Origin of the sequence: Jatrophihabitans sp., from assembly GCF_035474675.1 — a bacterium.
In the GTDB taxonomy this organism is placed as follows: domain Bacteria; phylum Actinomycetota; class Actinomycetes; order Mycobacteriales; family Jatrophihabitantaceae; genus Jatrophihabitans_A.
In genome coordinates this window covers 1-20,501 of the sequence record NZ_DATINC010000064.1, presented here as the reverse complement: position 1 = coordinate 20,501, position 20,501 = coordinate 1, and the positions used below count along the sequence as shown (strand labels likewise).

17 protein-coding genes are annotated in these 20,501 nt (G+C 72.3%); 16 read left to right on the top strand and 1 reads right to left on the bottom strand.

Annotated elements, in window-relative coordinates; translation table 11 throughout:
• The 4 genes from VLJ82_RS08030 to VLJ82_RS08015 form a co-directional block, all read left to right on the top strand.
• On the top strand, positions 1-367 hold a 367-nt coding region (locus VLJ82_RS08030; protein ID WP_408662813.1), incomplete at its 5' end, for an ATP-dependent Clp protease proteolytic subunit.
• Positions 368-641: 274 nt separating this feature from the next.
• A complete protein-coding gene (clpX, locus tag VLJ82_RS08025) occupies positions 642-1,925 on the top strand; it encodes an ATP-dependent Clp protease ATP-binding subunit ClpX (RefSeq protein WP_408662812.1) in 1,284 nt (427 codons plus the stop codon).
• A 324-nt stretch (positions 1,926-2,249) separates the two neighbouring features.
• Positions 2,250-3,197 (top strand): serine protein kinase RIO, encoded by a 948-nt coding sequence (locus VLJ82_RS08020; RefSeq protein ID WP_408662811.1) that lies wholly within the window; start codon positions 2,250-2,252, stop codon positions 3,195-3,197.
• 355 nt (positions 3,198-3,552) lie between these two features.
• Entirely contained in the window at positions 3,553-4,353 is an 801-nt protein-coding gene (locus VLJ82_RS08015) for a G1 family glutamic endopeptidase (protein WP_408662810.1), read from the top strand.
• A gap of 58 nt (positions 4,354-4,411) precedes the next feature.
• Here VLJ82_RS08015 and VLJ82_RS08010 read toward each other — a convergent pair whose 3' ends face one another.
• Positions 4,412-5,752, bottom strand: coding sequence for an MFS transporter (locus VLJ82_RS08010; RefSeq protein ID WP_408662809.1), 1,341 nt, complete (start codon positions 5,750-5,752; stop codon positions 4,412-4,414).
• Between the two features lie 82 nt (positions 5,753-5,834).
• On the opposite strand from VLJ82_RS08010, the gene VLJ82_RS08005 reads away from it, so the two are divergent.
• The 12 genes from VLJ82_RS08005 to VLJ82_RS07950 all read left to right on the top strand — a co-directional run.
• The gene (locus tag VLJ82_RS08005; RefSeq protein WP_408662808.1) at positions 5,835-6,500 is read left to right on the top strand and encodes an ArsR/SmtB family transcription factor; all 666 of its coding nucleotides are present in this window, start codon (positions 5,835-5,837) and stop codon (positions 6,498-6,500) included.
• A 32-nt stretch (positions 6,501-6,532) separates the two neighbouring features.
• Positions 6,533-9,190, top strand: a complete 2,658-nt coding sequence (locus VLJ82_RS08000; RefSeq protein WP_408662807.1) for a valine--tRNA ligase — start codon at positions 6,533-6,535, stop codon at positions 9,188-9,190.
• The gene (locus VLJ82_RS07995; RefSeq protein WP_408662806.1) at positions 9,187-10,572 is read left to right on the top strand and encodes a bifunctional folylpolyglutamate synthase/dihydrofolate synthase; all 1,386 of its coding nucleotides are present in this window, start codon (positions 9,187-9,189) and stop codon (positions 10,570-10,572) included. Before VLJ82_RS08000 ends, VLJ82_RS07995 begins: the two co-directional genes overlap by 4 nt.
• Positions 10,569-11,018 carry a DUF4233 domain-containing protein gene (locus VLJ82_RS07990; RefSeq protein WP_408662805.1) on the top strand — a complete coding sequence of 150 codons (450 nt, stop codon included), beginning with the start codon at positions 10,569-10,571 and terminating at the stop codon, positions 11,016-11,018. The genes VLJ82_RS07995 and VLJ82_RS07990 overlap by 4 nt, the downstream gene beginning before the upstream one ends.
• 34 nt (positions 11,019-11,052) lie before the next feature.
• Entirely contained in the window at positions 11,053-11,502 is a 450-nt protein-coding gene (ndk, locus tag VLJ82_RS07985) for a nucleoside-diphosphate kinase (protein WP_408662804.1), read from the top strand.
• A gap of 206 nt (positions 11,503-11,708) precedes the next feature.
• On the top strand, positions 11,709-12,758 hold the full coding sequence (locus VLJ82_RS07980) for a rod shape-determining protein (RefSeq protein ID WP_408662803.1): 1,050 nt from the start codon (positions 11,709-11,711) through the stop codon (positions 12,756-12,758).
• Between the two features lie 93 nt (positions 12,759-12,851).
• A complete protein-coding gene (gene mreC, locus VLJ82_RS07975; protein ID WP_408662802.1) occupies positions 12,852-13,712 on the top strand; it encodes a rod shape-determining protein MreC in 861 nt (286 codons plus the stop codon).
• On the top strand, positions 13,709-14,257 hold the full coding sequence (locus tag VLJ82_RS07970; RefSeq protein ID WP_408662801.1) for a hypothetical protein: 549 nt from the start codon (positions 13,709-13,711) through the stop codon (positions 14,255-14,257). The genes mreC and VLJ82_RS07970 overlap by 4 nt, the downstream gene beginning before the upstream one ends.
• Positions 14,244-16,565, top strand: coding sequence for a penicillin-binding transpeptidase domain-containing protein (locus tag VLJ82_RS07965; protein ID WP_408662800.1), 2,322 nt, complete (start codon positions 14,244-14,246; stop codon positions 16,563-16,565). The genes VLJ82_RS07970 and VLJ82_RS07965 overlap by 14 nt, the downstream gene beginning before the upstream one ends.
• Positions 16,562-17,728, top strand: a complete 1,167-nt coding sequence (locus VLJ82_RS07960) for an FtsW/RodA/SpoVE family cell cycle protein (protein WP_408662799.1) — start codon at positions 16,562-16,564, stop codon at positions 17,726-17,728. Before VLJ82_RS07965 ends, VLJ82_RS07960 begins: the two co-directional genes overlap by 4 nt.
• A gap of 93 nt (positions 17,729-17,821) precedes the next feature.
• Positions 17,822-19,306, top strand: a complete 1,485-nt coding sequence (locus tag VLJ82_RS07955) for a DUF1800 domain-containing protein (RefSeq protein WP_408662798.1) — start codon at positions 17,822-17,824, stop codon at positions 19,304-19,306.
• A 36-nt stretch (positions 19,307-19,342) separates the two neighbouring features.
• Positions 19,343-20,501 (top strand): DUF1501 domain-containing protein (locus tag VLJ82_RS07950; protein WP_408662797.1); only part of this gene is annotated, 1,159 nt, incomplete at its 3' end.

Sequence of the window (20,501 nt, the reverse complement as noted above, 5' to 3'; positions counted from 1 at the left end):
CGACACGATGAGCTACGTCCGGCCCGAGATCCAGACCTACTGCATGGGCCAGGCCGCCTCGGCCGCCGCGGTCCTGCTGGCGGCCGGCACCAAGGGCAAGCGGTTCGCCCTGGAGCACTCCCGGATCCTGATCCACCAGCCGTCCGGCGAGGGCCAGGGCCAGGTCACCGACCTGGAGATCCAGGCGAACGAGATCCTGCGGATGCGGGGCTTGCTGGAGGAGATCCTGGCCAACCACACCGGCCAGACCATCGAGCAGGTCAAGCTCGACATCGAGCGGGACCGGATCCTGACCGCGCCGCAGGCCAAGGACTACGGCATCGTCGACGCCGTGATCACCACCCGCAAGCTCAACCCCAACGACTGAGCTGTTGTCGGGGCGCCGGCTGCCGATGTGGTAATGGCGTGCCGTCGGCGTTACCGTGGCCCCTTGGTCGGCATAGCCGGCAGCGGGCCGGCTACCGGCTGCCGGCCCGCAGACAGGGCTATTGCAGCTCAGAGGGGACACGCAGCTAAAGGAGCGACTTCTAGGCCCGCACGAGGTAGCGTTTGAAATGGCGCTGCTCCGTGTGGACCAGCTGTTGACCAGATCCAGATAGCAGTCCATCAGGTAGCACCGGGGCAGGTAAGGAGTACATCGGGTGGCGCGTGTAGGTGACGGTGGCGACCTGCTCAAGTGCTCTTTCTGTGGAAAGAGCCAGAAGCAGGTCAAGAAGCTGATCGCCGGGCCCGGCGTCTACATCTGCGACGAGTGCATCGACCTGTGCAACGAGATCATCGAAGAGGAACTGTCGGACAACGCCGAGTTCAGCTTCGACGAACTGCCCAAGCCGAGTGAGATCTGCGACTTCCTCAACTCCTACGTGGTGGGCCAGGACCAGGCCAAGCGAACCCTGGCGGTTGCCGTCTACAACCACTACAAGCGGGTGCAGGCAGGCGGTGAGAGCACCGGCAAGCGGTCGGACTCCAATGTCGAGCTCGCCAAGTCCAACATCCTGCTGCTCGGCCCGACCGGCTCCGGCAAGACCCTGCTGGCCCAGACCCTGGCGCGGATGCTCAACGTCCCGTTCGCCATCGCCGACGCCACCGCGCTGACCGAGGCCGGCTACGTCGGCGAGGATGTGGAGAACATCCTCCTCAAGCTCATCCAGGCCGCCGACTACGACGTCAAGCGGGCCGAGACCGGCATCATCTACATCGACGAGGTCGACAAGATCGCCCGCAAGTCGGAGAACCCGTCGATCACCCGCGACGTCTCCGGCGAGGGCGTGCAGCAGGCGCTGCTGAAGATCCTGGAGGGCACCTCGGCCGCGGTGCCGCCGCAGGGCGGCCGCAAGCACCCGCACCAGGAGTTCATCCAGATCGACACCACCAACGTGCTGTTCATCGTCGGCGGTGCCTTCGCCGGCCTGGACAAGATCATCGAAGGCCGGGTCGGCAAGAAGGGCCTGGGCTTCGGCGCCGAGCTCAAGACCAAGTTCGACATCGACACCCGGGACGGCTTTGCCGAGGTGATGCCCGAGGACCTGATGAAGTTCGGTCTGATCCCGGAGTTCATCGGCCGGCTGCCGGTGATCACCACGGTCCGGCCGCTGGACCGGGCCGCCCTGATCGAGATCCTCACCGAGCCGAAGAACGCGCTGGTCAAGCAGTACGCCCGGCTGTTCGAGCTGGACGGCGTCGAGTTGGAGTTCACCGAGGACGCCCTGGAGGCGATCGCCGACCAGGCCGTCAAGCGGGGGACCGGGGCGCGCGGGCTGCGCGCGATCATGGAAGAGGTCCTGCTGTCGGTGATGTACGAGGTGCCGTCCCGCGAGGACGTCGCCAAGGTCGTGATCACCGCCGAGACGGTCCTGGAGCACGTCTACCCGACCCTGGTGCCGCGCGCCGAGCTGCCCGCGCCGCCGCAGGAGAAGTCCGCCTGACCCTTCGGTCAGAGCTGCCTCGTAAGGGCGCTCGCCATCGGATCGGTTACCAGCGATGGCCCTGGTGCTGCCGCGGTAATCGGTCGCGGCGCTAAATCGGTTGCCCGGCCCGCTCGGGTGCGTCATAGTCATACCGCTCTCGCGGAGCTCGGCTCCGCCCGCTCTCGGATGAAGGAGGCGTCGAAAGTGTCTATGTCTGTCCTGGGACCTTCCGCGTCCCCCATCGTCTTCGAGGCATCCCGCTAGTCGTTGGCCTGCTCCCAGTCGTTGACCGGCTGAGCTCCCTGACTGCGCCTGGCTGCCTCGCCATCCGAGGAGCCCTCCTTGTCGCACGACCCGCTTTCCGGCAACACTGCTTTGCCGAACAACGCTTTGCCCAACCCCGCTTTACCCAACACCACCCTGTCCACCACCGCGCCGGACCTCACCCCCGCACTACCCGAGCCTGCCGGTCTGGCGGAGTTCGAGTACCAGTTCCTGTCCGACCCGGGGGAGGGCCAGCGCTGGTCCACCTGGTCGTCGGTGGTCAAGGGCGCCCGGGGGCCGCATCCCCGGCCGTCCTGGGTGGTCACCTCCCAGGCCGCCATCGACACCGAGCTCGGGGTGCTCAAGACCGGCAAGGAAGCCGACGTCTACCTGATCGAGCGTGCCGTGCCCGGCAGCCCCGACCAGGCCGCGCTGCTGGCTGCCAAGCGCTACCGCGACCGGGAGCACCGCAGCTTCCATCGCGACGCCGGCTACCTCGAAGGCCGCACGGTCCGGCGCAGCCGTGACCAGCGGGCCATGCAGGGCCGCACCCGGTATGGCCTGCAGGTGCTGGCCGGCCAGTGGGCGCTGGCCGAGTTCAGCGCCCTGTGCCAGCTGTGGTCGATCGGGGTTCCGGTGCCCTACCCGGTGCAGGTCGACGGCACCGAGATCCTGATGGAGTTCATCGGGCAGGGCCGGCAGGCCGCTCCCCGGCTGGCCCAGGTCCGGGCCTCGGCGCAGGAACTGGCCGGCTACTTCGGCCAGATCGCCGACGCGATGCGGGCGCTGGCGGCCAACGGGCAGGCGCACGGCGACCTGTCGGCCTACAACATCCTCGTCGACTCCGGCCGGGTGGTGCTCATCGACCTGCCGCAGGTGGTCGACGTGGTGTCCAACCCCAACGGGATGGACTACCTGCAGCGGGACTGCCGCAACGTCTGCACCTGGTTCACCTCGCACGGCTACCCCTGCGATCCGGAGGAGCTGTTCGGAGAGCTGGTGGGGCTGGCGTTCGCCCAGTTCTAGCCGCCGTCCCGGCGGGGCAGCCCGATCCCGGGGCGCCGTGCGGAGACAGTTTCGGGGAAGCTACCGGCCCGAACGCGGTTCGTCGGCCACCCGGGCGCGCTCAGGTGGGTCCGGGCCCGCGCCAGGTTCAAGCTCGCGCCGGGTCCGGTAACCGCCGGCCTACGTCCGGACAACCTTCATGTGACTGCCGTTTGCGATTTGAGCGTATTCATAAGGGAATCTTGTTTTCAGGCATGGATAGCCGCTTCGTCCCGCTTTTAGAATTCAGCGGCCCGGATTCCTGCCACTGCCCAGTGGCAAGCCACGGTGAGACGTCCGCCGTGGTGCGCGAATCCCATTCCGAGAGGACACCCCTGTGCGAATCCCCCGTCCGGCCCTGATCGCCCCCGCGATCGGTGCCGCCCTCGCCTGCGCCTCGCTGGCCCTGCTGCCGGCCGCCGGCGCGGCCGCCACCCCGCACACCTTCGCCAACGGCGCGGCCACCCCGGGCCTGGCCGCCGCGCACTTCGGCCACGCCGGCGGGCCCGCCAAGGCCAAGGTGGTGGCCGGCAGGAACGGCTACAACATCAACGGCTACAACTGGTCCGGCGCGGCCGCCACCGGCAGCGGCTTCAGCTCGGTGACCTCCACCTGGACCGAGCCGTCGGTGACCTGCAACAGCACCAACGACCTGATGGCGCCCTGGGTGGGCATCGACGGCTACGGCAGCTCCACCGTCGAGCAGACCGGAGTGGCCACCGACTGCTCGTCGGGCCACCCGGTCTACCAGGCCTGGTACGAGATGTACCCGAAAGCCCCGGTGTACTACAGCCTGTCGAGCTACCCGGTCTCGGCCGGCGACAAGTTCGTCGCCAAGGTGACCCGCAGCAGCTCCACGTACACGCTGACCCTCACCGACAGCAGCAAGGGCTGGACCAAGACCACCGTGGCGTCGCTGAGCTCGGCCCGCAACGCCAGCGCCGAGGTGATCATCGAGTCGCCGACCGCCGCCTACCCCAGGTTCGGCACGATCAGCTTCAGCAACTCCCAGATCAACGGCTCCAACCTGAGCAACTGGAACCCGACGCTGATGGATGCCAGCAACAGCTCCGGCTACGAGGACCACACCTCCGCGGTGAGCGGCGGCAGTTTCTCGATCTCCTACCTGCACGAGTAAGCGAGGCTGACTACCCGGGACGGCCCCGGGCGCGCGGGTCGAGCGCGTCCGGGGTCGTTCAGCGTCGGCTGCCAGCCGCGACCGGCACCTCGGCGGCGAACGGGGCGGCCGGAACGGAAGCGGACAGGGCGGTAGCGGGCAGGGCGGCAGCGGGCAGGGCGGCAGCGGGCAGGGCGGCCTCAGGTGCCGGCGCGGTAGCCGAGGCCGCCGAGGCGAGCAGCTGGTGTGCCAGGCACACCGGTACCAGCAGGCCGGCCAGCCCCGCCAGCAGGAAGATCTGCCGCGGCTCGAGGATGCCGGCCAGCAGCCCGCCGAGCAGCAGCGCGCCCACCTGGCCCGCCGAGGCCAGCCCGCCGACCACCGCGGCCACTCGGCCCCGGACCGCCTCGGCGCTGCGCATGCCGACCAGCGAGCCGATGGCCAGGTTGACCAGGCCATTGCAGACGCCGCCGGCCAGCACCGCGGGCAGCACCCACGCCACCGTCGGCGCCGCGCCCATCCCGGCCAGCCCGAGCGCCAGGCCACCGGCGCTGACCAGCGCCAGCCGCAGCAACCGCAGCTGGCCCGTAGCACCGGAACCGTCGCGGAACCGGCCGCCCAGCAGCGCGCCGACCAGCAGCCCCACCCCCCAGCCACTGCCCAGCACCCCGTACCAGGTGGCGCTGGCGTGCAGGGTCTCGCGCACCAGGAACACCTCGACGACGTTGACCATGCTGCCGAGCAGGATGAACACGCTGAGCATGCCCACCAGCGGCAGCAGCATCGCGTCGGCGCGCAGCACGGCCCAGCCACCGCGCGGGTCGGCGGCCCGCAGCGCGGCACCGCCCCGGCGGGTCCGGATGGTGAGCGCGGCCAGTGCCACCGCGGTGAAGCTGGCGGCGTCCAGCAGCAGCGGCACCCGCGCCCCGTACAGGCCGGTCAGCAGCCCGCCGAGCGCCGGGGCGGCGATGCCGGCCGCCGTGGTCACCGCCTGCGAGATGCCGAGCGCCGCCGGCAGCCGGTCGACGCCGACGATGCCGGGTACCAGCGCCTGCCAGCTGGCGGAGTTGATCGCCTGCCCGGTGCCGAGTACCGCGACCAGCGCCAGCATGACCGGCTGGCCGGGCAGCCAGGCCAGCCACAGGCAGCACGCCAGCTGCCCGCAGCCGGAGGCCAGCAGCAGCCGCCGGCTGTCGACCCGGTCGACCAGTCGGCCCACCAGCGGAGCGAACAGCACCAGCGGCAGGCCGCCGGCCAGCAGCAGCGCCGCCACCGGCCAGGCGCCGGAGCCCTGCCCCTGGGTGCGCAGCAGCAGGGCCACCACGGCCAGCTCGTCGCCGAGCAGCGAGACGGCCCGGGCCAGCACCACGATGCGCAGATCCCGTACCCGCCACAGCGAGCCGGCAGATATGAAAGACATATTGCGAAGTTAATGCTTCATATTTGTGCTGTCAAGCCTGGCCGGCGGCCGGTTCCGGCCACTGCGGCTTTATCCTGGGCACATGCCAGCCCCCCAGCCTGCCCCTCCGGCGGTCCCGGACGACCGGCCCACCGAGCCGGTGGTGCTCCGGGATCCCCGGGCCATCAAGGCGCTGGCCCATCCGGCCCGATTGGCCGTCATCGACGAGCTGTTCGCCGGCCGCCGGCTGACCGCCACCGAATGCGGCGAGATCGCCGGCCTGTCCGCCAGCGCGATGAGCTACCACCTGCGGGCCCTGGAGAAGTGGGGGATCGTCCGGCGCTCGGAAGCCACCACCGATGGCCGGGAACGTCCGTGGGAGGCGGCCGGGCGTGGGCTGATAGTGGACTCGGCCGAGCCGCGCGCGTCCTCGGCGGGAGAGGCGGTGCTGGTGGCCCGGCAGCTCGACCGCGAGCGCGCCGACATCCTGGGCTGGATCTCCAACCGGGACGAGGCGGCCTCCTGGTACGACTCCACCGTCATCAGCAGCGGCATGTACTGGCTCACCTCCGACGAGACCAAGCAGCTCAGCGAGGACATCTCCGCGCTTGTGGGCCGGGTGCCACGGCGTTCGGCCGACCAGGCGCCGCCCGGCGCGCGCCGGGTCCGGGTGTCCTTCAGCGTGGTGCCGGTGCCGGCCGGCAGCGGCCCGCAACCCGAGCAGACCGACCGCCCGCAGGCTGACGGCGCGCGACCCCCGGCTGGCTAACCCGCTTTTCCGGCGTCCGTAGGATTTCAAGGGTGACCGACACCGCGCCGCCCGGGGAGCAGGCCCCGCAGAACCCACCGACCACCGGCACCGAGTTGCCGAGCCAGTACGTCCCGGCCTCGGTCGAGGGGCCGCTGTACGAGCGGTGGGTAGCGCGCGGCTACTTCACCGCCGACGCGGGCTCGGACAAGCCGCCCTTCACCATCGTGATCCCGCCGCCCAACGTCACCGGCAGCCTGCACGTCGGGCACGCCTTCGAGCACACCCTGATGGACGCGCTGACCCGCCGGGCTCGGATGCAGGGCTTCGAGACGCTCTGGCTGCCCGGCATGGACCACGCCAGCATCGCGGTGCACGCCCTGGTCGAGCGCGCCCTGGCCGCGGAGGGCACCAACCGTCGGGAACTCGGCCGGGACGCCTTCGTCGAACGGGTGTGGAGCTGGAAGGAGCAGCACGGCGGCGCCATCCTCGGCCAGATGCGCCGGCTCGGCGACAGCGTCGACTGGTCCCGCGAGCGCTTCACCATGGACGAGGGCCTGTGCCGGGCGGTCCAGACCATGTTCAAGCGGCTCTACGACGACGGCCTGATCTACCGCGCGGAACGGCTGGTGAACTGGTCGCCGGTGCTGCGCTCGGTGCTCTCGGACGCCGAGGTCGACCACCGCGACGTCGAGGGCGAGCTGGTGTCGATGGTCTACGGCGCGACCGACGGCTCCGGCCCGTCGATCGTGGTGGCCACCACCCGGGTCGAGACCATGCTGGGCGACACCGCGGTGGCCGTGCACCCCGACGACGAGCGCTACCGCGAGCTGATCGGCAGCCAGGTGGAGCTGCCGCTGACCGGCCGGAGCATCCCGATCATCGCCGACGACCACGTCGACCCGGAGTTCGGCACGGGTGCGGTGAAGGTGACCCCGGCGCACGACCCGAACGACTTCGAGATCGGCCGCCGGCACGGCCTGCCGATGGTCTCGGTGCTCGACGAGGAGGGCCGGGTCACCGGCACCGGCACCGAGTTCGACGGCATGGACCGTTTCGAGGCCCGGGTCGCGGTGCGCGAGCGGCTGCGCGAGCAGGGCCGGATCGTCGCCGAGAAGCGGCCGTACCTGCACTCGGTGGGCCACTCCGAGCGCTCCGGCGAGCCGATCGAGCCGCGGCTGTCGCTGCAGTGGTTCGTGAAGGTGGCGCCGCTGGCCCAGGCCGCCGGCGACGCGGTGCGCGACGGCCGGGTGCGGATCAGCCCGCCGGAGCTGGCGGCGCGCTACTTCGGCTGGACCGACAACCTGCACGACTGGTGCATCAGCCGGCAGCTGTGGTGGGGGCACCGGATCCCGGTCTGGTACTCGCCCGACGGCGAGATGGCCTGCCTCGGCCCGGGCGAGCAACCGCCGGCCGGCTGGCAGCAGGACCCGGACGTCCTGGACACCTGGTTCTCTGCGGGCCTGTGGCCGTTCTCCACGCTGGGCTGGCCGGAACGCACTCCCGACCTGGCGAAGTTCTATCCGACCACGGTGCTGGTCACCGGCTACGACATCCTGTTCTTCTGGGTGGTCCGGATGATGATGTTCGGCCTGTACGCGATGGCCGACGAGGGACCCGAAGCCTCGGTGCCGTTCAAGACCATCGCCCTGCACGGCATGGTGCGCGACCAGTACGGCAAGAAGATGTCGAAGTCCAAAGGCAATTCGGTGGACCCGCTGGCCTGGATGGACGCCTACGGCACCGACGCGGTCCGGTTCACCTTTGCCCGCGGGGCCAATCCCGGCACCGACGTGCCGATCTCTCAAGACAACATCGCCGGCGCCCGCAACTTCTGCAACAAGCTGTGGAACGCCACCCGGTTCGCGCTGCTCAACGGCGCCACGGTCGAGGGCGAGCTGCCGGCCCGGCTGACCGGCGCCGACGCCTGGATAATCTCCCGGCTCAACCGGGTGATCGCCGAGGTGGACGGCTACTACGCCGACTACGAGTTCGCCAAGATCGCCGACCTGCTCTACCACTTCGCCTGGGACGAGGTGTGCGACTGGTACCTGGAGCTGGCCAAGGGATCGCTGGCCGAGGAGGACATTGCTCCGACCACCCGGCGGGTGCTCGGCGAGGTGCTGGACACCCTGCTGCGGCTGCTGCACCCGCTGGTGCCCTTCGTCACCGAGTCGCTGTGGACGGCGCTGACCGGGGCCGAGTCGGTGGTGGTCGCGCCCTGGCCGCAGCCGAGCGAGTCCCGGCTGGACAAGGCCGCCGAGGACGACATCGCCCAGCTGCAGGCCCGGGTGGTGCTGATCCGGCAGTTCCTGTCCGGGCAGGGCATCAAGCCCACCCAGCGCATCCCGGCGCGGTTCACCGGCCTCGGCGAGCACGAGCCGCAGATCCGCCGGCTGCTGCGGTTGACCGAGCCCGCCGGACAGTTCTCCCCGACGGCGACGCTGGAACTGACCGCCGGGGCCACGGTCGAGCTCGACCTGTCCACCGCGGTGGACCTCACCGCCGAGCGGGCCCGGCTGGAGCGCGACCGGGCCGCGGCGGCCAAGGAGCTGGAGCAGACGGCCAAGAAGCTTTCCAACGACGCCTTCCTGGCCAACGCCAAGCCGGCGGTGGTCTCCTCGGTGCGGGCCCGCAACACCGCAGCCGCCGCCGACCTGCGGCGCATCGAGGAGGCGCTGACCCGGCTGCCCGGAGCGGCGGGGTCATGACCGGGCCCGGGGGCACGGCGGCCCAGCAGGACCGGGTCCGCCGCCAGCAGGCCGAGGCCCGGCTGCTGGCCCGGTGGGGCGAGTCCAAGATCGGGCCGTCCCGGCACCGGATCGACAAGCTGATGGACGTGCTGGGCCAGCCGCAGCGCAGCTACCGGGCGATCCACCTGACCGGCACCAACGGCAAGACCTCCACGGCCCGGATGGTCGACGAGCTGCTGCGCGGCTTCGGCCTGCGCACCGGCCGCTACACCAGCCCGCACCTGTCGCAGATCACCGAGCGGATCGTGCTGGACGGCCGACCGGTCGCCGACGGGGTGTTCGCCGACGGCTACGCCGAGATCGAGCCGTACCTGGAGCTGGTGGACGCCGGCTCCGACATGCCGATGACCTACTTCGAGGCGATCACCGGCCTGGCCTTCGCGATCTTTGCCGACGCGCCGGTGGACGTCGCGGTGGTCGAGGTGGGCCTGGGCGGGGCGTGGGACGCCACCAACGTGCTGGACGCGCCGGTCGCGGTGGTCACCCCGATCGACCTGGACCACACCGAGCTGCTGGGCGAGACCACCGCCGAGATCGCGGCCGAGAAGGCCGGCATCATCACTGCCGGCGCGACCGCGATCCTGGCCGCCCAGCCCGCGGACGCGGCGGCCGAGCTGCTGCGCCGGGCCGCCGAGGTGGAGGCGGTGGTGGCCCGCGAGGGCCTGGAGTTCGGGGTGCTGGAGCGCAGCCTCGCCGTCGGCGGCCAGCTGCTCAGGCTCCAGGGGCTCGGCGGCGTCTACGACGAGGTGTTCCTGCCGCTGCACGGCGAGTACCAGGCCCAGAACGCCGCCTGCGCGCTGGCCGCGGTGGAGGCCTTCTTCGGCGCGGGCGCCAGCTCCGGCCCGCTGGATGCCGACGTCGTCCGGGCCGCCTTCGCCGCGGTCCGCTCGCCGGGCCGGCTGGAGGCGGTGCGCTCGGCGCCGACCGTGCTGGTCGACGCCAGCCACAACCCGGCCGGCATGCGGGCCACCGTCCAGGCGCTGGGCGAGGGTTTCGACTTCCGCCAGCTGATCGGAGTGGTGGCGATGCTGGCCGGCAAGGACGTCCGCTCCGCCCTGGAGGTCCTGGAGCCGGCGCTGGCCGAGGTGGTGATCTCGCAGAACTCCTCCTCCCGGGCGATGCCCGCCGACGAGCTGGCGGCGGTCGCGGTGGAGATCTTCGGCGCCGACCGGGTGACGGTCGAGCCGCGCCTGGACGACGCGCTGGAGACCGCGATACGGCTGGCCGAGGAGGGCGCCGACGGGCTGCTGGTCGGCGCCGGCGTGCTGGTCACCGGGTCGGTGGTGACCGCGGGGGAAGCCCGCACGCTGCTCGGCCCGCCAGAGCAGGGCGCCGGGTGACCGGGCCCGCCGACCGGCCCGGCGCCGGTCCCGAACATCCCGACCACCGGGAGGCCGAGACCAGCGGTCCGGAGGCCGAGGCCGACCGGCGGCACCGGGCCGACCGGGCCACCCGGGGAGCGCTGGCCGCGCTGCTCTGCCTGGAGGCCTTCGTGGTGCTGCTGGTGCCGCGCGCGATCGCCCAGACCGCGCAGGGCCTGTCGACCACCAGCACCGTGCTGCTGGTGGGCCTGGCGGTGCTGCTGGTGGGTGCCGCGTTCGTGCTGCGCCGGCCGTGGGGGGTCGGCCTGGGCTCGGCGCTGCAACTGCTGGTGGCGGCCACCGTGGTGCTGATCCCGGTGCTGGCAGTGGTGATCGCGATGTTCCTGCTGCTGTGGTGGTACGTGCTGCGCACCCGCCGCCAACTGCTGGCCACTCCGTCCGGCTGGCGGATGCTGATCTCGTGACAGCACCTTCCGATCGCCCCGATAGGCTGGCCGCGTGACCGACGCAGCGCTCGAGCGGACCCTCATCCTGATCAAGCCGGACGGCGTGGCGCGCGGCCTGACCGGTGCGATCCTGGCCCGGGTGGAGGCCAAGGGCTACCGGATCGTGGCACTGCGGCAGCGGACGGCCGACGCCGAGCTGCTGGCCCAGCACTACGCCGAGCACGTCGGCAAGCCCTTCTACCAGCCGCTGGTGGACTTCATGTCCTCCGGGCCGGTGGTGGCGGTGGTGGCCGAGGGGCAGCGGGTCGTCGAGGGATTCCGGGCGCTGGCCGGCGCCACCGACCCGACCGCAGCGCTGCCCGGCACCATCCGCGGCGACTTCGGCCGGGACTGGGGCCTGCCGGTGCAGCAGAACCTGGTGCACGGTTCGGACTCGGCCGCCTCGGCGACGCGCGAGATCGCGCTCTGGTTCGGCGACCTGGCGGCCGGCGAAACCGCTTAGTTTCTCGGGCTGTTCTCTGCCGGCCGGCCCGGTGCGCCGAGGCCGCCGGGCCAAACAGACCCAGCCGGTCTGGGGATTGGCTACTTTCCGTTATCCGCTCGGGCGAGTCGCGCCTGTAGACGGCCTGACCACCCCTACGATCAGGACGTTCGTTCACATCAGTAACACCGGTTACAGCCGGCGGCGCACCGCAAACGAGGCTTCCCATGGCATTCACCCCGATGTCGCTGCTGGGCGGCGACCTGCTCGGCGGTGACCTCGCGGTCGACCTCGGAACCGCGAACACCCTTGTCTACGCACGGGGTCGCGGCATCATGCTCAACGAGCCGTCGGTGGTGGCGGTGGACACCACCACCAAGGCAGTGGTCGCGATCGGCACCGAGGCCAAGCGGATGATCGGCCGGACGCCGGGCCACATCCGGGCCGTCCGCCCGCTGCAGGACGGCGTGATCGCCGACTACGACACCACCGCCGAGATGCTGCGCTACTTCGTGCGCAAGGTGATCGGCCGGCGGGCCTTCACCGGTCCCCGGGTGGTGGTCTGCGTGCCCAGCGGCATCACCTCGGTGGAGCAGCGCGCGGTCAGCGAGTCGGCCTACGCGGCCGGCGCCCGCCGGGTGCACATCATCTCCGAGCCGATGGCCGCCGCGATCGGCGCCGGCCTGCCGGTCAGCCAGGCGTCCGGGTCGATGGTGGTCGACATCGGCGGCGGCACCACCGAGGTCGCCGTCATCGCGCTGGCCGGCATCGTGGCCAGCACCAGCCTGCGGGTGGCCGGCGACGCGCTGGACCGGGCCATCGTCGACCACGTCCGGTCCGAGTTCTCGCTGCTGATCGGCGAGCGGACCGCCGAGGAGCTCAAGATCTCGATCGGCTCGGCCTTCCCGATCGCCGGGCCGGTGCGCGCCGAGATCCGCGGCCGGGACGTCGCGACCGGCCTGCCCCGCAACGTCGCGGTGTCGGCCGAGGAACTGCGCCACGCGATGGGCGGGCCGATCAACCGGATCGTGGCCGCCGTCCGGGCCACCCTGGACCGCTGCCCGCCGGAACTGGCCGGCGACCTGGTGACCCGGGGCATCGTGCTGACCGGCGGTGGCGCGCTGCTGCGCGGCCTGGACGCCCGGCTGCAGCACGACATCGGCATTCCGGTGCTGGTGGCCGACCGGCCGCTGGACTCGGTGGTGCTGGGCACCGCCACCGTGGTCGAACAGTTCGAGTCGCTGCACCGGGTCGTCGTCGACGGCCACCGCCGTTGAGCGGGTGCCGGTGAGCGGCAACACCGCACGAGCACCGAGAACAAGCACCGACGGCTGAGCGGGCAGAGCGGACAGGGGCAGGCACACCACATCATGCGCAGGCTCACCCGACGCCAGCAGCTGGCTGCCGCGGTGCTCGCGGTGCTCGCCCTGCTCTTCCTGAGCCTGGACTTCGCCGGCGGCTCGCTGGCCGGCGCCCGCGGCGGCACCACCGGCGCGCTCGGCTCGCTGTATCGGGGCACCGACGCGGTGCTCGGCCCGGTCCGGCGGTTCGTGCAGGGCGTGCCGGACGTCGCCGGCAACCGGCGCGAGATCGCCCAGCTCACCCAACGCAATGCCGACCTGCAGCGCCAGCTGGCCGCCGCGGCGGCCGACGCGGCCACCGCCCGCCAGCTGCGCGCGCTGCAGCTGCAGGCCGACACCGCCGACTGGCGGCTGATGCCGGCCCGGGTGATCGCCACCGGGCCGGGCGCGGGGTTCCAGTGGAGCGTCACGCTCGATGTCGGCAGCCGGGAGCACGTGCAGGTCGGGCAGACGGTGACCGACGGCCTGGGCCTGGTCGGACGGGTGGTGGCGGTGCACGCCACCACCTCGGTGGTGCTGCTGGCCGCCGACCCGACGTCGGGGGTGGGGGTGCGCGACGTCCGGTCCGGGGCGTTGCTGCTGGCAGAAGGCGCGGGCAGCGGGCCGCTGACCGCCAGCGCGCTGGAGGACGGGGTGGACGTCCGGGTCGGTGACCGGCTGGTGACCGGGCCCGCCGGCAAGACCACCTACGCCGCCGGCGTCGCGGTGGGCGTGGTGACCTCGGTGCACGACTCCGCCGACGGCACGGTGTCGGTGCGGCTGCGCCCGGTCAGCCGGCAGGCCGGCCTCGACCTGGTCGGCATCATCCTCAGCGAACCGCGCGGCACCGCGCGTCCGGCGCTGGAACCGGCCTCGGGCAGCGACCGGTGACCGTCACCCGGATCGCCTCGGCGGTGGCCGGGATGCTCACCGCGCTGCTGCTGCAGGCGAGCCTGCTCGGCCCGCTGACCTTTCCGGTGCCGGTGTCGCTGCCGGCGCTGCTAGTGATCGTGGTCGGCATCTACGCCGGCCCCGGCATCGGCATGTCGCTCGGTTTCGCCACCGGGCTGCTGGCCGACCTGGGCTCGGACCACCCGGCCGGCGCCCAGGCGCTGTGCTGGCTGGCTGCCGGGCTGGTGGCCGGCATGCTCGGGGGCCTCGCCCTGCAGCGGGGCTACGGCACCCGCGGGGTGGCGGCGCTGGCCGCCCTGCTGGGCGCGGCGACGTCCGGCGTGCTGGGGTTGCTGCTGGCCATCCTCGGCTCGCACGCAGCAACCGCGGTGCTCGCCCTGACCTACCTGATCCCGGTCGGGTTGACCGACGCGCTGCTGGGCCTGGCGGTGGTGCCGCTGGTCCGCGCGCTGCTGCGCGCCCAGGGAATCCGGCCGCCGCGCCCGGCGGCCCGGCTGATCGGCAGCGCCGATGCGCTCGGCTGACCCGCGCAGGAGCGCGCACCGCACCCGGTTGTCGGTGCTGCGGCTGCTGATCGCCTCGCTGCTGCTCACCCTGCTGGCCCGGCTGTCGTTCGTCCAGTTGCTCGACCAGCACAAGCCGCGGCAGTCGGCGGGCCTGACCCACCTGGGCAGCATCGTGGTGCCGGCCCCGCGCGGGCAGATCCTGGACTCCCGCGGCCGGGTGCTGGTGGGCAACCGCAGCACCCACGTGCTGACCGTGGACCGCTCGGCGCTGGACCAGCAGGACGACCACGGCGCCGCGGTGCTGGCCAGGCTCGCCCCGGTGCTGGGCACCACCGCCGCCGACCTGCGCCGCGAGATCACCCCGTGCGGCGTCACGGTGCCGGCGCCGTGCTGGACCGGCCAGCCCTACCAGCCGGTCCCGGTGGCCACCGGCATCGACGCCGCGGTGGTGCTGGCGGTCTCCGAGCACGCCGAGCTGTTTCCCGGGGTCAGCGTCAGCACTCAGACCGTGCTGGACTATCCCGGCGGCAGCCTGGCCGCCCACCTGCTCGGCTACACCGGCGCGGTCGGGCCGGCCGACCAGAAGGCGAACAGGAAGCTGGTCGACGCCGACACCATCGGGCGCAGCGGGCTGGAGGAGTCCTACGACGCGGTGCTGCGCGGCGTCGACGGCGAGCAGCGGGTGCAGCTCGACCCGCGCGGCGAGGCGGTCGGCCAGGACGCCACCATCGCCCCGCAACCCGGCAACACCCTGGTGACCAGCCTGGACGCCGACGTCCAGGCGCTGGCCGAGCGGGCGCTGGCCGGCCAGATCGCGGCGTCCCGGGCCAAGGGCAGGGCGGCGACGTCCGGCGCGCTGGTGGTGATGGACCCGCACACCGGCCGGGTGATCGCCGCGGCCAGTTACCCGACCTACGACCCGAGCGTCTTCGTCGGCGGCATCTCGGTCGCCGACTACGCCAAGCTGACCGCGGCAGGAGCCGGTGACCCGCTGGTCGGCCGGGCGATCGCCGGGGCGTACGCGCCGGGCTCGACCTTCAAGCTGATCAGCACCGCCGACGACCTCAGCACCGGCGCGATCACCACCGACGGCCACTACCCGTGCCCCGGCTCGCTGAACGTCGACGGGCGGACCAAGACCAACTTCGAGTCCGAGTCCTTCGGCGACATCGACCTGCGGTTCGCGCTGCAGGTCTCCTGCGACACCTTCTTCTACGCCCCGGCGGTCGCCGAATGGCAGGCCGACCAGGCCCGGGTGGAGGAGGGCAAGAAGCCCCTTGAGCAGCTGCAGGCGATGGCCCGGGCCTTCGGGGTGGCGCACGCGCCGGGCGTGGACCTGCCCGCCGACGAGCAGGCCAGCGGCTCGATCGGCAGCCGGGCCGGCCGGATGGCCAGCTGGAAGGCCAACAAGGCCGACTACTGCGCCGCGGCCGCCAAGGGCTACCCGGACGTGGCCAACCTCGCCGAGCGGGCCTACCTGACCCAGCTGGCCTCGGAGAACTGCACCGACGGCTGGCGGTTCTTCGCCGGCAATAACGCCGACACCGCGATCGGGCAGGGCGAGGTCACCGTCTCGCCGCTCCAGCTGGCCGCGGCGTACTCGGCGATGGTCAACGGCGGCACGCTGTTCGCCCCGACCCTGGGCTGGGGGGTGCTGGACGCCGCCGGCAAGACGGTGCGCACCGTCACCCCCAAGGTGGTCCGCAAGGTGCCGGTCGAGGCGAAGCTGCTCGGCTTCTTCGGCGACGCGCTGCACTTCGAGGACAGCCACTCGGTCTCCGGCGCGCTGGCCTTCGACGGCTCGCCGATCAAGACCCTGATCGGCGGCAAGACCGGCACCGCCGAGGTGTACGGCAAGTCCGACACCTCGTGGCTGGCCTCCTGGGGGCCGGTGCAGCCCGGCCAGCCGGCGAGCAAGGCCCGGTACGTGGTGGTCGGCATGGTCGAGCAGGCCGGCACCGGCGCGTCGGCCGCGGCGCCGATGGTCCGCCAGGTCTACGAGGGCCTGCTCGGGGCGTACGGCCCGCCGGTGGTGCCCGGCGGGGTGCCGGCCGGCAAGCTGCCCAAGGTGGCGTCCCGGCTGCCGGTGGCGCATGCCAGCCCCGGACTGCCCGCGGTCAGCCCGTCGACGGCCCCGTCGGCCAGCCCGTTGGTGACCCCGTCGAACAGCTCGGCCGCTCGCCCGTCCGGTAGCTCGACTGCCCGTCCGGCGACCGGCTCGCCCGGCAACTCGACCAGCCCGGACGCGCTGCCGTCGGCGAGCAGCCCGTCCGGCAGCTCCTCGGCCAGCAGCTCGGCCACCGCCCGCCGGACGGTGACCCGGTGACCGGGCTGGTGGTGCCGGCCCGCTGGCCGTTGCGGGCGATGGCCGACCCGCGCCGGCTGCGCTCCTACGACTGGGTGCTGCTGGCCGCCGCGCTGCTGCTGTGCCTGCTCGGAGCGCTGCTGGTCTGGTCGGCCACCCGGACCCGACTGCAGCTGGCCGACGCCAATCCGCAGACCTACCTGGCCAAGCACCTGCTCAACACCGCGCTCGGTGCGGTGCTGCTGTTCTGCGCGGCCCGGGTGGACTCCCGGCTGCTGCGGCTGATCGGCCCGCTGCTGTACCTGGCCAGCATCGCCGGCCTGCTCGCGGTGTTCGCGATCGGCTCGACCATCAACGGTGCGCACGCCTGGATCGTGATCGGCGGCGGGTTCGAGATCCAGCCCGCCGAGTTCGCCAAGCTCGGGGTGATCGCGGCGCTGGCGGTGCTGTTCGGCCAGCACGGCGTGCACCGGCCGGCCGGCACGCCGCCGGGCGTCCGGGAGCTGGCGCTGGGACTGGGCCTGCTGGCCGTGCCGCTGGGCCTGATCATGCTGCAGCCGGACCTCGGCTCGGCGCTGGTGCTCACCGCGGCCGGCTTCGGGGTGCTCATCGCCGCCGGGGTGCGGGCCCGCTGGCTGATCGGGCTGCTGGTGGTGGGCGTGCTGGCGGCGGCGCTGGCCATCCGGGCCGGCGTACTGGCCGACTACCAGCTGGCCCGGTTCGCGGCCTTCACCAACCCGGGCCGGGACCCGCAGGGAGTGGCCTACAACATCACCCAGGCGCGCATCGCGATCGCGCACGGCGGCATGTTCGGCCAGGGACTGTTCCAGGGCGCGCAGACCCGCGGTGCCTTCGTGCCCGAGCAGCAGACCGACTTCGTCTACTCGGTGGCGGGGGAGGAGCTGGGCTTCGCCGGGTCCGCGCTGGTCATCGGGCTGTTCGCGCTGCTGCTGTGGCGGGGCCTGCGGATCGCCGCGGCGGCGGCCGGCACCTCGCGGCTGGTGGCGGCCGGGATCGTCTGCTGGATCGGGTTCCAGGCGTTCCAGAACATCGGGATGAACCTCGGCCTGACCCCGGTGACCGGGCTGCCGCTGCCGTTCGTGTCCTATGGCGGCTCGTCGATGTTCGCCCAGGGGCTGGCGCTCGGGCTGCTGCAGGCCATCCACCGCCGGACGGCCGGTTAGCGCCAGTTTTCCGAGTTTCGGAAATCTCCACCTAACTTCGGTTTCACATGATTCACTCTCCGTGAGTTCGACAGTTACGGAGAGTGAAGTTCAGTGGCTACCACATTCTGGCCCAGCATCGCCGCGGCGCTGCGCAACACCCCGCACACCACCCGTGCGCCGATGGTGTGGGACCCGGCGTCCCTGCTGATGTCGCGCTTCGGCTTCGGCATCGAGGCCCGGACCCGGGCGGACCTGGCGCACTACGGCCTGGACGACTGGTGGCGCAACCAGGTGGCCTTCGGCCGGGGCGCCGGGGCCGGTTACGCCGGCCACGCCGGGGTCGCCGCGCAGGGGCCGTTGCTGAAGAAGAACCCGGCCGAGGTCCGGGCCTGGCTCAAGGCCAACGGCAACGAGTACGGCTGGGAGGCGATGGACCAGCTGACCCGGGTCACCCTCGGCCTGCAGGCCTGGAGCCACGGCCAGGTGTACGAGGCGGTGGTCGACTTCTTCGCCAACCACCTCAACGTGGCCAACCACTCCGACGGGGTCTGGACCACCCGGCACACCATGGACCGGGACGTCATCCGCAAGTACGCCCTCGGCTCCTACGCCAGCATGCTGCTCGCCTCGGCCCGCAACCCGGCGATGCTGCAGTACCTGAGCCTGGCCTCGTCGTCGAAGAAGGCGATCAACGAGAACTACGGCCGCGAGCTGCTGGAGCTGCACACCGTGGGCATCGGCGCCGGCTACACCGAGGCCGACGTGCAGAACTCGGCGCGGATCCTCACCGGCCGGTCCCTGGACGCCGACTTCAACTACCTCTACAAGCCCGAGCGGCACTGGGTCGGGCCGATCAAGGTGATGGGGTTCAGCCACCCCAACGACACCGCCGAGGGTGGTGAGGCGGCCGGCGAGGCGTACCTGCGCTACCTGGCCTACCACCCGGCCACCGCCCAGCGGTTGGCCTACAAGATGTGCGTGCACTTCGTCTCGGACAACCCCTCGCCCACCCTGGTCGCCGAGCTCGCCCGGATCTACCTGCGCACCGGCAGCCAGATCGTGCCGATGCTGGCGGCGATCCTGCGCTCGACGGAGTTCTGGGCCAGCCGCGGCGCGAAGGTGCGCCGGCCGGCCGAGAACCTGATCGCCACCGTCCGGGCGCTCGGCGTCGGGCCGGGGGACCTGACCAAGTCGCTGCAGAGCCTGCACTGGATGAGCTCGGCGGTCGGGCAGGTGCCGCTGGACTGGTCGGCGCCCAACGGCTACCCGGCGGTGGCCAGTGCCTGGCGCTCGTCCGGCTCGCTGCTCAACCTGTGGGGCTACCACCGGGGCCTGGCGCAGAACTGGTACGACGGGTTCGCCGAGCTGGACCCGCTCACGCTGTACGGCGCGGTCAAGCCGCGCACCAGCGGCGAGGCGATCATCGCCCTGTGCGGCCGGCTGACCGGCAGCCGGTTCCCGGCCGCACACCTGCAGGCCCTGCAGACCTTCCTCGGCGAGCCCGCCGGCACCCCGATCGCCGACTCCCGGCTGCGCTGGTACCTGCCGCACCTGATCCCGCTCATCCTCGACGCCCCGCAGCACGCGCTGCGCTGAGCCGTCGCGAACAGACTCACCACCCGAGAGGACGTCATGACCGACCCCCAGCTCTCCACCGCCGAGCGGCTGGCCCGCCAGGCCGAGCGGGTCAGCGCCGACCTTGCCGCCCAGGACGCCAGCTGGCAGGGCGGCTGGACCCGGCGCAGCTTCCTGGCCGGCGCCGGCATGGTCGGGGTGGCGGCCCTCGGCAGCCAGCTGGTCACCACCCGGGCCGCCTACGCCGCGTCGGGGCTGAGCAACGGCAACACCCTGATCTGCATCTTTATGCGCGGTGCCGCCGACGGCCTGCGGATCCTGGTGCCGGCCTCATCTGACACCGGCCTGGACTACCTGACCACGGTGCGCGCCAACCTGGTGCCGGCCAGTGCCAACCTGCTGCCGCTGCCGGGCGCGCCCGGCTGGGCGCTGAACTCCGCGCTCAACCCGCTGCTGCCGTTCTGGAACACCGGCGAGCTGGCCTTCGTCCCGGCGGTGTCGGTGGAGGGGGTCACCCGCAGCCACTTCCAGGCCCAGCAGTGCCTGGAGCGCGGCTCGGACACCGCCACCACCGGCTGGCTGGACCGGGCGCTGCAGCAGCTCGGCCCCGGCACCACGTTCCGGGCGGTCACCCAGGGCTCGGCACTGCCGGCCGCGCTGACCGGCGACCAGACCAAGCTGGTGATGAGCTCGCTGAAGAACTTCAGCTTCCCCGGCTGGGACGGCGTCGCCCCGCAGAGCGAAACCGCGCTGCGCACCCTGTACCGGGGGCTGCCCGGCCCGCTCGGCCAGGACGTGCCGACCACGCTGGCCGCGCTCGCCACCGCCGCCACCGCGCGGGCCAAGGCCGGCGCGCAGAACGGAGCGGTGTACCCGGGCGGCAACTTCTCCACCGCGCTGGCAGACCTTGCGACCCTGCTGCGCGCCGAGGTGGGCATGCAGGTGGCCACCGTCGACGTCGGCGGCTGGGACACCCACACCGACGAGGTCAACCAGCTCGACCGTCACCTGACCTCGGCGGCCAACTCGCTGGCGGCCTTTCTCACCGACCTCGGCCCGGCCCGCCGCAGCCGGGTGACCGTGGTGGTGATGACCGAGTTCGGCCGGCGGGTGCAGATGAACGCCAACGGCGGCACCGACCACGGCCACGGCAGCGTGATGTGGCTGCTCGGCGGCGGCTTGAACGGCGCCGGGGTGCACGGCAAGTGGACGCCGT